At 65.5% G+C, this 12,626-nt stretch carries 15 protein-coding genes; all 15 read left to right on the forward strand.

Going from position 1 to position 12,626, the window contains the following annotated elements; genetic code table 11:
- Positions 1–35: 35 nt before the first annotated feature.
- The 15 genes from G7020_RS01820 to G7020_RS01890 all read left to right on the forward strand — a co-directional run bounded on the left by G7020_RS01820 (position 36) and on the right by G7020_RS01890 (position 12,623).
- Entirely contained in the window at positions 36–1,169 is a 1,134-nt protein-coding gene (locus G7020_RS01820; RefSeq protein ID WP_254912518.1) for a DUF6094 domain-containing protein, read from the forward strand.
- A 50-nt stretch (positions 1,170–1,219) separates the two neighbouring features.
- Positions 1,220–1,540 (forward strand): hypothetical protein, encoded by a 321-nt coding sequence (locus tag G7020_RS01825; RefSeq protein ID WP_023103917.1) that lies wholly within the window; start codon positions 1,220–1,222, stop codon positions 1,538–1,540.
- 90 nt (positions 1,541–1,630) lie between these two features.
- A complete protein-coding gene (locus G7020_RS01830) occupies positions 1,631–1,936 on the forward strand; it encodes a hypothetical protein (RefSeq protein WP_023103916.1) in 306 nt (101 codons plus the stop codon).
- A gap of 135 nt (positions 1,937–2,071) precedes the next feature.
- On the forward strand, positions 2,072–4,351 hold the full coding sequence (locus G7020_RS01835) for a helicase-related protein (protein ID WP_028690958.1): 2,280 nt from the start codon (positions 2,072–2,074) through the stop codon (positions 4,349–4,351).
- A gap of 113 nt (positions 4,352–4,464) precedes the next feature.
- Positions 4,465–5,334: a hypothetical protein gene (locus tag G7020_RS01840; RefSeq protein ID WP_028690957.1), complete on the forward strand. Its 870-nt coding sequence runs from the start codon at positions 4,465–4,467 to the stop codon at positions 5,332–5,334.
- A gap of 160 nt (positions 5,335–5,494) precedes the next feature.
- A complete protein-coding gene (locus G7020_RS01845) occupies positions 5,495–6,094 on the forward strand; it encodes a PilL N-terminal domain-containing protein (RefSeq protein ID WP_028690956.1) in 600 nt (199 codons plus the stop codon).
- Entirely contained in the window at positions 6,091–6,732 is a 642-nt protein-coding gene (locus tag G7020_RS01850; RefSeq protein ID WP_023103912.1) for a hypothetical protein, read from the forward strand. The genes G7020_RS01845 and G7020_RS01850 overlap by 4 nt, the downstream gene beginning before the upstream one ends.
- 14 nt (positions 6,733–6,746) lie before the next feature.
- Positions 6,747–7,472 carry a TIGR03759 family integrating conjugative element protein gene (locus tag G7020_RS01855; RefSeq protein ID WP_023103911.1) on the forward strand — a complete coding sequence of 242 codons (726 nt, stop codon included), beginning with the start codon at positions 6,747–6,749 and terminating at the stop codon, positions 7,470–7,472.
- Positions 7,454–8,059 carry a transglycosylase SLT domain-containing protein gene (locus tag G7020_RS01860; RefSeq protein ID WP_028690955.1) on the forward strand — a complete coding sequence of 202 codons (606 nt, stop codon included), beginning with the start codon at positions 7,454–7,456 and terminating at the stop codon, positions 8,057–8,059. Before G7020_RS01855 ends, G7020_RS01860 begins: the two co-directional genes overlap by 19 nt.
- The gene (locus G7020_RS01865; RefSeq protein WP_017515759.1) at positions 8,056–8,595 is read left to right on the forward strand and encodes an integrating conjugative element protein; all 540 of its coding nucleotides are present in this window, start codon (positions 8,056–8,058) and stop codon (positions 8,593–8,595) included. The genes G7020_RS01860 and G7020_RS01865 overlap by 4 nt, the downstream gene beginning before the upstream one ends.
- Before the next feature lie 4 nt (positions 8,596–8,599).
- Entirely contained in the window at positions 8,600–10,789 is a 2,190-nt protein-coding gene (gene traD / locus G7020_RS01870) for a type IV conjugative transfer system coupling protein TraD (RefSeq protein WP_023103909.1), read from the forward strand.
- The gene (locus G7020_RS01875) at positions 10,786–11,535 is read left to right on the forward strand and encodes a TIGR03747 family integrating conjugative element membrane protein (protein ID WP_023103908.1); all 750 of its coding nucleotides are present in this window, start codon (positions 10,786–10,788) and stop codon (positions 11,533–11,535) included. The genes traD and G7020_RS01875 overlap by 4 nt, the downstream gene beginning before the upstream one ends.
- Before the next feature lie 98 nt (positions 11,536–11,633).
- Entirely contained in the window at positions 11,634–12,017 is a 384-nt protein-coding gene (locus tag G7020_RS01880; protein WP_023465080.1) for an RAQPRD family integrative conjugative element protein, read from the forward strand.
- Positions 12,014–12,247, forward strand: coding sequence for a TIGR03758 family integrating conjugative element protein (locus G7020_RS01885; protein WP_009459672.1), 234 nt, complete (start codon positions 12,014–12,016; stop codon positions 12,245–12,247). The genes G7020_RS01880 and G7020_RS01885 overlap by 4 nt, the downstream gene beginning before the upstream one ends.
- Before the next feature lie 16 nt (positions 12,248–12,263).
- On the forward strand, positions 12,264–12,623 hold the full coding sequence (locus tag G7020_RS01890; protein WP_023103906.1) for a TIGR03745 family integrating conjugative element membrane protein: 360 nt from the start codon (positions 12,264–12,266) through the stop codon (positions 12,621–12,623).
- Positions 12,624–12,626 lie beyond the last annotated feature (3 nt).

A 12,626-nucleotide genomic window follows, 5' to 3' on the forward strand; every position in this document is an offset into this window, starting at 1 on the left:
CCTCGGAGGCACGTCTCGGCGTGCTTCCGTCTTTCATCCCCGCCAACCAGGAGACTTCCATGGCCCTCATGTTCCCGCGGCTCGCCCGCAATTTCGCCAAGAACGGGTACTACCCGACCGACGAACCCACGCTCGAAAGAGCCCTCAACGCACTGATGCCCAGCGACGGGCCGATGTGCATCCTTGATCCCTGCGCCGGCGAAGGCGTGGCGATCGCCGAAGCCGCCTATGCCCTCGGGCGTGACCAGGCCAAGGCATTCGCGGTCGAGTTCGACGCGGAGCGGGCACGCCATGCCCGAGGCTTGGTCGATCACTGCCTGCACGCGGACCTGATGGACACGATGGTCTCCAAACAGTCCTTCGGGTTGCTCTGGCTCAACCCGCCGTATGGCGACCTGTCCAAGGACGTCAACGGCAACATCGGCTATCAAGGTCAGGGACGTGCCCGCCTCGAAAAGCTGTTCTATCAGCGTTCGCTGTCGCTGCTGCAGTACGGCGGCATGCTGGTCTTCATCGTCCCCGGCTACGTGCTCGACGCGGAGCTGGTTGGTTGGCTGACACGCCACTACACCGATCTGCGGATCTACCGAGCGGTGGAAACGCAGTTCAAGCAGGTGGTGATCTTTGGCCGAAGGGTGCGCCAGCGCGAGCAGGCCCCCGATGGCGTCAAGGCCGTGCGCAACCTGCTGCTGCAGGTTGGGCTTGGCGAAGTCGAAGCCGAGGAACTGCCGAGCGAATGGCCGTTCCTGCCGTACATCGTCCCCGCCAGTCCGGTCGAGCCGGAGCATTTCTTCCGCGTGACGATGGAGCCGGAGCAGTTCGCCGATGAGGTCGGTCGGCTGCAAGGCCTCTGGCCGTCGCTGGACACGCACCTGGGGGCCGCGCAGCAGTCGCTGCGTCCACCGGCGCGAGCCTTGTCCCACTGGCATCTCGCCCTGGCCTTGGCAGCGGGCGCGATCTCCGGCGTTGTGCGCTCCCAGACGGGGCGCGTGCTCGTCGTCAAAGGTGACACCCACAAGGACAAAACGCTCCAGCGGGAATTCACCGAACGCGAAGACGGCTCCATCGCCGAGACCCGCATCCTCACCGACAAGTTTGTGCCCGTCATCCGCGCGTGGGACATGACGCCTGGCTCCGCGACACGGGGCGAGGTGTTGACCATCCGCTGATCCACCGGACGCGCTACCGTCCTGCTGTACCACATCGAAGGAGAAACACCATGTTCCCGAATCCGTTCAAGCGGCCAGCGCCGCACAAGCAACCGTTGTTCGCACCGAGTACGTTGAAGTTGAGCGAGAAGGTGCATTGGCTGGCCCGAAGAGGCCTGATCGACCCCTTAGCCTATGTCCAGCGCCATGTGCGCGGGGACTGGGGCGAGATCGATGAGGCCACACGCCAAGCCAACGACGTGGCGATCCAACAGGACAACCTGATGATCTCGCAGTTCAGGATCACGCCGGACCTGGCGCTAATCGTCAAGACCAGCGAGGACCACCAGACCACGGTGATCCAGCTTCCCGAAGAGCGGGACCTGATCTGACGTCCCCACATCGTCATCCTCATTCTCCTGACGGAGCCACTTCACTCCGGCAGGGGTGTCGTGGCTCAATGACTCATCAAGGAGGAGCCCATGGCATCACATCGCATCGAAACCTACTGTCAGAACCTGGCGTTCCCCATCGGGGCGCTTATCTTCAGCAAAGGCATTGACCGCCTGGTCCGCTCGGGTCGCCTCGACCCGATCCCGTACTTCAGGCGCCACACCCGTGGCGACTGGGGCGACGTCAACGTCCAGCAATGGCAGGCCAACAGCACCGCGCTTCAATCAGGCGCATCGCTGGCATCGCACTACGTGATCCATCCGGGGCTGGCCATTCGCATCGTTACCGACGCGGAGCGCCACGCCACCGTCATCGTTCTGCCGTCCGAGGACTGAGCACGGTTCAGCCGCTGGCCACCCAGGCCAGCACCTTCAACCACCGTCGGCCACGCGTCGATTTACTTCCCACCACGGGGCATGCCACTGCCCCGCTGGGGGTGGTGCATGCCCCTTTTTCTTTGGAGCATCACCATGTCCCTCGATCTCGAAACCAATGCCGCTGAAGCCGCGCCCGTACAGGGCGAACTGCTCGACGCGGAATCTTCCCCTCTGACCCTGAGCCTTCAGGATTTCGTCGGCGAGTTCGGCGACGAACTGCTCGACGCCCTCAACAGCGCCAACCCGCCGGTCTATACCGGCCAACCGCAAGCACATCGCCAGCTCATCGTCGCCAGCCTCAAGCGCAAGCTGTTCCAGGCCCAGGCCGAAGTCGTCCACGCCGCCGCGGAGCTGCTGATTGACCGTGGCGAGCGCGCCGCGATCGTCAATGGCGAGATGGGCTGCGGCAAGACGACCGTCGGCATCGCCACGGCCGCTGTGCTCAACGCCGAAGGCTACCGCCGGACCTTGGTTCTCTCGCCCCCGCACCTTGTTTACAAGTGGCGGCGCGAGATCCAGGAGACAGTAGCGGGCGCGAAGGTCTGGGTGCTCAACGGCCCCGATACCTTGGTCAAGCTCATCAAGCTGCGCGAGCAGTTGGGTGTGCAGCCGACCGGCCAGGAGTTCTTTGTCCTGGGGCGCGTCAGGATGCGGATGGGGTTCCACTGGAAGCCTGTCTTCACCCAGCGGCGCACCCGCCACGGCGACGTGGCGGCCTGCCCGGACTGCGGCACGGTCATCACCGACCTCGACGGCGAGCCGGTCAACCCGGTCGCGCTCGAAGCCGAGGAGTACCGCAGGAAGTGCAGCCATTGCGCAGCGCCCCTGTGGACGCTGATCCGCCCACGCAGCCTGTCCGGCAGCGACCAGTCCTCGGCCGTGCTGAAAGCCTTGAAGCGCATCCCGACCATCGGGGCAGTCACCGCGCAGAAGCTGATGCAGAAGTTCGGAGACGGCTTCCTGGCCTCGATGCTCGGCGACAACATCCATGAGTTCATCAACCTCATGGACGGCAACGGCGAGCTGGTGTTTTCCGACCGTCAGGCCACCCGCATGGAACGTGCGATGGCCAACATGGAGTTCGGCTTTGGCGAAGGCGGCTACCAGCCGTCCGAGTTCATCAAACGCTACCTGCCGCAAGGCACGTTCGACCTGCTCATCGCCGATGAGGCGCACGAGTACAAGAACGGCGGCAGTGCCCAAGGCCAGGCCATGGGCGTGCTGGCAGCGAAGGCTCGCAAGACCTTGCTGCTGACTGGCACGCTGATGGGCGGCTACGGGGACGACCTGTTCTACCTGCTGTTCCGAGCCCTTCCGGGGCGGATGATCGAAGACGGCTACCGCCCGACCACGAGCGGCAGCATGACCTCGGCCGCGATGGCGTTCATGCGCGATCACGGGGTCTTGAAGGACATCTACTCCGAGAGCACCGGCACGGCGCACAAGACGGCCAAGGGCACCAAGGTATCGGTGCGCACGGTCAAGGCCCCGGGCTTCGGCCCCAAGGGCGTCTTGCGCTGCATCCTGCCGTTCACGATCTTCCTCAAGCTCAAGGACATCGGCGGCAACATCCTGCCGCCGTATGACGAGGAGTTCCGCGAAGTCGCGATGGACACGGCGCAAGCCGCGGCCTACCGCGATCTGGCGGGTCGGCTGACCGCGGAGCTGAAACAGGCTCTTGCACGACGCGATACGACCTTGCTGGGTGTGGTGCTCAACGTGCTACTGGCCTGGCCAGATTGCTGCTTCCGGTCGGAGACCGTGGTGCATCCGCGCACGCGCAACACCTTGGCGTTCGTCCCGGCTCAGTTCAACGAGTTCGAGATCAGCCCCAAGGAGCGTGAGCTGATCGACATCTGCAAAGAGGAGAAGGCGCAGGGCCGCAAGGTGCTGGCCTACACGGTCTATACCGGCACGCGCGACACGACCAGCCGGTTGAAGGTGCTGCTGGAGCAGGAAGGCTTCAAGGTGGCGGTGCTGCGCGCAAGCGTGGATGCCAGCCGCCGCGAGGACTGGATCGCCGAACAACTGGACCGTGGCATCGATGTGCTCATCACCAACCCCGAGCTGGTTAAAACGGGACTGGACCTGTTGGAGTTTCCGACGATCGTGTTCATGCAGTCGGGCTACAACGTGTACTCGCTGCAGCAGGCGGCACGCCGCTCCTGGCGCATCGGGCAGAAGCAACCCGTGCGCGTGATCTACCTTGGCTACGCCGGCTCCTCGCAGATGACCTGCCTCGAACTGATGGCCAAGAAGATCATGGTCTCGCAGTCCACCTCGGGCGACGTGCCCGAATCAGGGTTGGACGTCCTGAACCAGGATGGTGATTCGGTCGAGGTCGCACTGGCCCGGCAACTGGTCGCCGCCTGATCCCCACGCCAACGCTGGCCTAACGCCGCCGGCTTTCCGCTGTTCCCACCTTGCAGCCACGTCCACGGTCTCCGTGGGCGTGGCTGCGCTTTTTCGATCCCAAGGAGATTTCCATGAACACCAATACCCAAGCAACGACCAAAGTCGTCAGTGCTCGCCTCACGCTGGACGTGACTTACCTGCTCAACGGCGAGGCCGAATCGGAAATGCTGGCACGGCTGCGCAGCATGTGCGAATACGCCATCGATGAGGGTCTGCTGACCGGCGAGACCGCCGCGGAAGTGGATAAGTGGTCGATCGATGTGTCCGAGCAGCCCTCGGAAGCTGAGAGTGACACCCTGGTAACCGAGATCGCCTCCTTCATGCGGCAGCGCATCGAAGACGGCAATCTGAACGCTGAAGACATCCCCGTGCGCCTGGCGCGCTACGGCCTGATGGCTCCCGAGGCATTCGCCGACGAGATGCGCGAGCGCATGGGTATGGCCGACGAAGAACCCGAGAGTCAGGCTGTCATCCCTCCGACCGAGCCTGCTGAAGGCGGCGAGATCGAGATGCAAGTCGCTGTCGCCTGCGTCGATGCTTCCGGCACCCCCAACATGCCGGTCTTCAAGGTCAGAACCACCCAGGAGGAATACGACCAGGGTGCCCACTACCACAAAGCCAAGGATCTGGCCGAAGAAGCCCGGTACGAAGGGCCGTTCGTCTGCTTCGACGCTGCCGAATATGGCCCCATCCTGTCGGCCGCCCGCGAACTGGGTCTTGTCCCGCAGGTCGTCGTGGTCGATATGACCGACGGCCAGATCCACTCCATCCGCTGCGACACCGGCGAGATCAAAGTCGTCTGCTACGACACCAGCGATACCGACGAGTACTCGGTGGCGATGGCGGACCGGCCGCTCGGCGAGAACGGCCAACTCGTGCGCTGCTGGGCGCATGCCCAACTGGCACAGGTCGATCCTGGCCTGAAGCTGGCTCGGGGTTGATTCGGCAGGGTCCGACCTGCGCTCTCATTGGCCCCTTCGGGGGCCTTTTTCTTTGGAGGGAGGCTGTCGGAAAATCGGACGGGGCGTGATTCGCATTGTTTGCTGCCGCGCACGACCCCAGCGGCGATGGTGAGGGCTCGATGTTTCAGGACGCCGAGCTATGTGCCCCTCTCCACCCTGGTTTCACCATCCCGAACGCCGCCTGCTGACGGGATTTCTCGGCCTGCTTTGGTCGGTACTGGCTGGCGGCTGCGCGACAACGACTGCGCCGCACGCACCCGATGCCTTCGAGGAAGTCTCGACCGCGCCCGAACCCGAAGCGCCCGAGTACATCCCCGTTGTGCGCTATGGGCGCTACACGTTGGTCGAGCTGGCCCCCACGGCGGCGCAGCGCGACCTGCTGTTGCAGACCATCGATGTTTCGATGCCGGCGGATGCCCGCGTCACGGTCGGCGATGGGCTGCGGCACGTGCTCAAGCGCAGCGGCTACAGCCTGTGTCAAACGGCACATGCCGTGATCGAGTTGTATGCGCTGCCGCTGCCGGCGGCGCACCTGCATCTCGGTCCCATGACCTTGCGCGACGCGCTGATCACCCTAGCTGGTCCGGCCTGGGAACTGCACGCGGATGACCGCGCACGACAAATTTGCTTCGAGCGGCCCGGCGACAGCATGGCCGTCGAATCCATGCCTGAACCGGCCGCCGCCGATGCGGTGCAGACCTTCCCACTGATGCCCTCCATTCCAGGCGGCCAGCCATGAACACTCCCCAATCCTCGCGGCGCCCGGCTGCCGCCGTGGTGGCGCAAAGCCTGCTCTGGCTCTGGCTGCTCGGTCTCAGCGTCATCGTGGCCCTCGGCTACCAGGCGATGAGCGACCAGGCCGACGAGGAACGGCTCGACTCCCGTTTGCAACGCCTCGAAGCGCAGGCGGTGGCCTTGGCCGAGACCATCGGAACCATCCAGCAGCGTCCGCAGGTCGCAACGGCGGCGGACCTCAAAGACACCCGCCAAATCCTGGAAGCACGCGCTTCCCAAGTTGAGAAGACATTGAGCAGCTACGCAGCAGCCGACGACCTTCAGGCGCTGCGCGCGGAGATCGAGCAGATCAAGACGCGTCAGACCGCCGCGCGTGCAGCAACACCCGCCCAGCCGCGCACATCGAGCAAGCCCGCCGCCAAGCCTGAACCGCCGCCACTGCCGTTCCGCATCGTCGGCGCCGAACTGCGCGCCGGCCAGCTCAGTGTGTCCGTCGCGCCGAGCAGCGGGGACTTCACGCCCGACCAGCTTCAGGTGCTGTTGCCCGGTGATGCGGTCGGTCCATGGCGCTTGCAGGCAATCGATGGCAGCGCTGCGGTGTTCCAAGCCGGCGAACAGATCCGTCGCGTGGCGATTCCCTGATCGGAGCACACGACATGAAGCCGTCGATCATCCTTTCCGCACTCCTACTGGCTTCAGTCCAGTGGCCCGCGTGGGCGCAACAGCCAGCCACAGCTCCAGCCCGCAATGCGCAGAGCCAGGAGCGCCCGCTGGCCGCCCGCGTCCTGGACGACCGAGTAGCAAGCAACTGGGGGCTCCAACCCCAGGAATGGGCGCGTTACCGCGAGCTGATGGATGGGCCGCTGGGCATCTACTCGCCAAACCTGGACCCGCTGTCTGCCCTAGGCATCGAGGCACGCACCGACGAAGAACGGCGGCGCTATGCAGAGCTGCAGGTGCAAGTCGAGGCTCGCCGCGTCGAGAAGCTGCTCGCCTACCAACGTGCCTACGACGAAGCCTGGCAGCGCCTGAACCCCGGCATGCAGCGCGTGAACCTGCCCGACGACGGGCCGGGCACCGGCACCGCGCGCGGCAGCGGTCGCATGGCGGTGTTCGTCAAGGACGGCTGCGCGGCCTGTGGGCAGCTCGTGCAGCGGCTGCAATCCTCGGGTGCCGAGTTCGACCTGTATATGGTGGGCAGCCGCCAGGACGACGCACGCATCCGCGACTGGGCCAAGCGCGCGCAGATCGACCCGGCGCGCGTGCGCAGCGGCAGCATTACCCTCAACCACGACGGCGGCCGCTGGCTGTCGCTGGGCCTGCCCGGTGACTTGCCCGCGGCTGTGCGCGAGGTGAACGGCCAATGGCAGCGCCAGCCGTAGCGGCCACCTCCTTCTCGCAGCTCTTGTGCGCACTGGTGCTCGCTACCGGCCTGTGCGCCTGCGCCGTCCATGCCCAGGAGATTCCGCCACCTGCCTACCAGCTCGCCGCCCAGCAGGCGGGCATCCCCTCGACCGTGCTCTACGCCGTGGCCTTGCAGGAGAGCGGCGTTCGACGCAACGGGCGCATCGTGCCGTGGCCGTGGTCCCTCAATGTCGCCGGCCAGTCGCGCCGCTTCGCCACGCGCGCCGACGCCTGCTCGGGCTTGCAACAGGCAATGCGTACCACGCCCCACACGCGCATCGATGCAGGCCTGGTCCAGATCAACCTCGGCTACCACAAGCATCGCTTCACCAGCGCGTGCGACCTGCTGGACCCGTATCGAAACCTCGCCATCGCCGCTGAAATCCTGAACGAGCAGCACACGTCCGGCGAAGACTGGCTGCTCGCGATCGGCCGCTACCACCGTCCTGCGGGCGGCGAGCCCGCCGCCCGCTACCGGCGCAGCGTGTCGCGCCATCTCGCGCGTGTGCAGGGCGCACATCCAAACGCCGCGGTGCTCGCCGCGCGCCAGGAGACTTCCCCATGACAAAATCCCATCTGGCCCTGCGGGGCCTGCTTGTGCTGCTGGCAGGTCTGCCGCTGGCATCGCGTGCCGGCGATCCGCTGATCGTGGTCGAAGATCGCGGTGGCACGTCGGCGCTGCCGTACTACGAGGCCCTCAACCTCCAGGCGCGCGCCGATGTCCCGGGCCGGCCGCCCATTCCGACGCCACAGGTTCCCGCCACACCCGCGGACGAGGCAGCGATGCTGCCGGTGCGTAGCGCCAAGCTCACGCCCGGCACCGTCGCGCGGCGCGTGATCGAAGCGCCCGGCCTGCGGCCGTTCGTGGTCATCGGCGACGACGACGCCTCCCGGGCCTGGCTGCAGCGCCGCGGCGTCGCTTTGCGCGAACGCGGCGCGGTCGGCCTCGTGGTCAATGTCGAGACCGCGCAGGGCCTGGCACGGTTGCGTGCCCTGGTGCCGGGCGTGCCGCTCGCGCCCGTAGCCGGAGACGACCTGGCCGATCGCCTGGGGCTGCGGCACTACCCGGCGCTGATCACGGCCACCGGCATCGAGCAATGAAGCCATGTCGGGGAAACAGCCGGTCGAGGTTCTGCTACGCCCAGCGGTGGAGCTATACACCGTCGCGGCGTGTGCAGGCGCCGCGTTTCTGTGCCTGGTGGCCCCATGGTCGCTCGCGCTGAGCCCGTCGATGGGCGTCGGCAGCGCGCTGGCTTTCGGCGCTTACGGCGCGATCCGCTATCGCGATGCCCGCGTGATCCTGCGCTACCGACGCAACATCCGCCGCCTGTCGCGCTACGTGATGACGAGCAAGGACGTGCCCGTCAGCCAGCAGCGGCTTTTCATCGGGCGCGGGTTCCTGTGGGAACAAAAACACACCCATAGGCTGATGCAGACGTACCGGCCGGAGTTCCGCCGATACGTCGAGCCGACGCCTGCCTACCGGCTGGCACGGCGACTGGAGGAGCGGCTGGAGTTCGCGCCGTTCCCGCTATCCCGGCTGTCCGCGCTCACGGGCTGGGATGCTCCTTTCAACCCGGTGCGTCCGCTGCCGCCTGTGGGCGGCCTGCCACGCCTGCACGGCATCGAACCGGACGAGGTGGACGTCAGCCTTCCGCTCGGCGAGCGTGTCGGGCACTCGCTGGTGCTGGGCACCACGCGCGTGGGCAAGACGCGACTGGCCGAGTTGTTCGTGACCCAGGACATCCGCCGCAAGAGCGCTGCCGGCGAGCACGAAGTCGTGATCGTCATCGACCCCAAAGGGGATGCGGACCTCTTGAAGCGCATGTATGTCGAGGCCAAGCGCGCCGGCCGTGAAGGCGAGTTTTACATCTTCCACTTGGGCTGGCCGGAGATCAGCGCCCGCTACAACGCGGTGGGCCGATTCGGTCGCATCTCGGAAGTCGCCACCCGTATCGCAGGGCAACTCTCCGGTGAAGGCAATAGCGCGGCCTTCAGGGAGTTCGCGTGGCGCTTCGTCAACATCATTGCTCGTGCCCTGGTGGAACTGGGACAGCGCCCGGACTACATGCTGATCCAGCGGCACGTCATCAACATCGACGCGCTGTTTATCGAGTACGCCCAGCACTACTTCGCCAAGACCGAGCCCAAGGCCTGGGAGGTGATCGTCCAGATCGAGGCCAAGCTCAACGAGAAGAACATCCCGCGCAACATGATCGGGCGAGAGAAGCGCGTGGTTGCGCTGGAGCAGTATCTCTCCCAGGCGCGCAACTACGACCCGGTGCTCGACGGACTGCGCTCGGCAGTTCGGTACGACAAGACCTACTTCGACAAGATCGTCGCGTCATTGCTGCCGTTGTTGGAAAAGCTAACCAGCGGCAAGATCGCGCAGCTCCTGGCACCGAACTATTCCGACCTGGCCGACCCGCGCCCGATCTTCGATTGGATGCAAGTCATCAGGAAGCGCGCCATCGTCTATGTGGGACTGGACGCGCTGTCCGACGCCGAGGTTGCCGCAGCGGTCGGCAACTCCATGTTCTCCGACCTGGTTTCGGTCGCGGGCCATATCTACAAGCACGGAATCGACGATGGCCTGCCAGACGCCTCGGCTGGCGCGCGCGTACCGATCAACGTCCATGCGGATGAATTCAATGAACTCATGGGTGACGAATTCGTGCCGCTTATCAACAAAGGCGGCGGCGCCGGGCTGCAAGTCACCGCGTACACGCAGACCCTCTCGGACATCGAGGCCCGCATCGGCAATCGCGCGAAAGCTGGCCAGGTGATCGGCAACTTCAACAACCTGTTCATGCTGCGCGTGCGCGAGACTGCCACTGCCGAACTGCTGACGCGGCAGTTGCCGAAGGTCGAGGTCTATACCACTACCATCGTCTCCGGGGCAACCGACAGTTCGGACATCCGCGGCGCGACGGATTTCACGTCGAACACCCAGGACCGCATCAGCATGTCCAGCGTGCCGATGATCGAGCCATCGCACGTAGTCGGCCTGCCAAAAGGCCAATGCTTCGCGCTGCTGCAGGGCGGCCAGCTTTGGAAGGTTCGCATGCCGCTGCCGCTACCAGACCCGGATGAAGTGATGCCGACGGACCTGCAACAACTGGCAGGGTACATGCGCCAGAGCTACAGCGAGGCTACGCAGTGGTGGGAGTTCACCAGTTCCCCGGCCTTGCAGGATGCGGCCTTGCCCGATGACCTGCTGGATGATGCTGCTCCAGCCGAGCCTGCTGCGGTGGCCACCGACACCGACCACAGTGGCGACGAGGCCGCGCCGTGAAGGACGCCGCCTCGACCGCGCAGCGGGAGCAGAATCAGCGCCAGGGCCTGATCGTCGGCACCATCACCTTGCCGTTTCGCTTGCTTGGAGTGCTGATCGGCTCGCTGCTGTTCTCGATCGTGGTGGAGTGCGTCGGCATGCACCTGTTCTGGAAGGACCAGGGCTGGCGCCATTCCCAGCAGATGTTGCAGTACGAGCTTGGGCATCTGTCCAACCACTTCACGCGCAGCGTGGTCGTGCAGGAGCCGGGGCGCACGGCGCACGAGTTGGTGGATACAGGCTACGAATGGGTGTTTGTTCGCTCCGGGCTGCTGGCGCGCATGAGCCAGACCGCCGAGCGCGTCCGCGCGCCCAGCCACGAGCAGGCGCGCAACTTCCGCTACTACATCAGCCAAGCCTATGTCTGGGCCGAGAGCTACCTGATCGCCGCGGCCTTCACGACGCTGACCTTCCTAGTGCGCCTGCTGGTCCTGGTGCTCACGCTGCCACTGATCTTCACGGCTGCTTTCGTCGGTCTGATTGACGGTCTGGTGCGACGTGACGTGCGCAGGTTCGGCGCGGGCCGCGAATCCGGGTTCATCTACCACCGCGCGAAAGCCAGCCTTATGCCCCTGGCCGTGCTGCCGTGGATCACGTACCTGGCACTGCCGATCTCGGTGCATCCATTGCTGATCCTGTTGCCGAGCGCCGCCTTGCTGGGACTGGCCGTGAGCCTGACTGCGGGCAGCTTCAAGAAGTACCTCTAGCCGATCAATCCGGTCATCCGCAGGTTCCTATTGTTTGCGGCCTGAAACAGCCCTGATCTCCACGATCTAGCCATTGCTGATCACACAGGAATGGCGCGATGTTGGCTCCGATCTGGCTGCGCGCCGCGCATCGCGGCGTGCCCACTTTTCTCGTGACGGCCCTTGTGTTGGGCCAGTCCTCGATGGCCTTGGCCGAGTCCCCAGCGCAGCGTCAGGAGCTGGTCGCAGCGCTGCGCCAACTCGACGCGCTGGAGCGCACGGTCGCCGACAGCGCCGCGCATGCCCCCATCCAGCCGGGCGAGCGCTACCACTTCGACTACCCGAGGCTGCTGGCTGACCTGGCGCGCGTGCGCGCCGGCATCCAGGCCCATCTCACACCGTCGCGCGCCCAGCCGCGCGACCCGTCCGAATTGGCCGGCGACTACCGCACGGAGCGGGTCGTCCCGCCATCACCGCCGACGACCGCGGAGGGCAAGCCATGAACGGCGCCCAGGTCTCGGCATTTCAAGCCAACAGCGGCATCGCACCTTCAGCGATGGCGACCGTCCTGGTCGGCGTCGTGTTCGCGGTCCTGCTCGTCTGGGGCGTCTGGGCCATGCGAACGGCCTACGTGGGGTGGTCCGAGAGCCGCCTCAACCAGCGCCAGTTCCTCGGCGTCTGCATCCGATTCGTCGCGATGTACCTCGTCCTGACTTTCTTCCTCCTCTCCTGACCTGAAAGGCATGACCATGCAAAACCGCATCCTCAATTCCCGTCTTGCCCAGCGCGCCGCCGTGGCCCTGGGCGCCGCTGCGCTGCCCGTGCTGTCGTTCGCGCAGGGTCTGCCGCAATTGGAGAACCCGACCCGCGGCACGGGCAACGGCATCATGGAAACGATCCGCAACTACGGCTACGACATCATCATGCTCGTAGCCCTGCTGGTGGTGGCGTCGATGTTCATCGGCGTGTGCTACCACGCTTACGGGACCTACGCGGAAATCCACACAGGCCGCAAGACGTGGGGCCAGTTCGGCCTCACGGTCGCCATCGGCGCCGTCCTGCTCGTGATCGGCATCTGGCTGCTCACCGAAGCCACCGGCATCCTGTAAGGC

Source organism: Stutzerimonas stutzeri (assembly GCF_013522825.1).
Lineage (GTDB): Bacteria > Pseudomonadota > Gammaproteobacteria > Pseudomonadales > Pseudomonadaceae > Stutzerimonas > Stutzerimonas stutzeri_AK.

Excerpts from the sequence above, each read along its gene's own strand:
- G7020_RS01825 (WP_023103917.1), top strand. The coding sequence starts at position 1,220 with ATGTTCCCGAATCCGTTCAAGCGGCCAGCGCCGCACAAGCAACCGTTG.
- G7020_RS01830 (WP_023103916.1), top strand. The coding sequence starts at position 1,631 with ATGGCATCACATCGCATCGAAACCTACTGTCAGAACCTGGCGTTCCCC.
- G7020_RS01835 (WP_028690958.1), top strand. The coding sequence starts at position 2,072 with ATGTCCCTCGATCTCGAAACCAATGCCGCTGAAGCCGCGCCCGTACAG.
- G7020_RS01840 (WP_028690957.1), top strand. The coding sequence starts at position 4,465 with ATGAACACCAATACCCAAGCAACGACCAAAGTCGTCAGTGCTCGCCTC.
- G7020_RS01845 (WP_028690956.1), top strand. The coding sequence starts at position 5,495 with ATGTGCCCCTCTCCACCCTGGTTTCACCATCCCGAACGCCGCCTGCTG.
- G7020_RS01850 (WP_023103912.1), top strand. The coding sequence starts at position 6,091 with ATGAACACTCCCCAATCCTCGCGGCGCCCGGCTGCCGCCGTGGTGGCG.
- G7020_RS01855 (WP_023103911.1), top strand. The coding sequence starts at position 6,747 with ATGAAGCCGTCGATCATCCTTTCCGCACTCCTACTGGCTTCAGTCCAG.
- G7020_RS01860 (WP_028690955.1), top strand. The coding sequence starts at position 7,454 with ATGGCAGCGCCAGCCGTAGCGGCCACCTCCTTCTCGCAGCTCTTGTGC.
- G7020_RS01865 (WP_017515759.1), top strand. The coding sequence starts at position 8,056 with ATGACAAAATCCCATCTGGCCCTGCGGGGCCTGCTTGTGCTGCTGGCA.
- traD (WP_023103909.1), top strand. The coding sequence starts at position 8,600 with ATGTCGGGGAAACAGCCGGTCGAGGTTCTGCTACGCCCAGCGGTGGAG.
- G7020_RS01880 (WP_023465080.1), top strand. The coding sequence starts at position 11,634 with ATGTTGGCTCCGATCTGGCTGCGCGCCGCGCATCGCGGCGTGCCCACT.
- G7020_RS01885 (WP_009459672.1), top strand. The coding sequence starts at position 12,014 with ATGAACGGCGCCCAGGTCTCGGCATTTCAAGCCAACAGCGGCATCGCA.
- G7020_RS01890 (WP_023103906.1), top strand. The coding sequence starts at position 12,264 with ATGCAAAACCGCATCCTCAATTCCCGTCTTGCCCAGCGCGCCGCCGTG.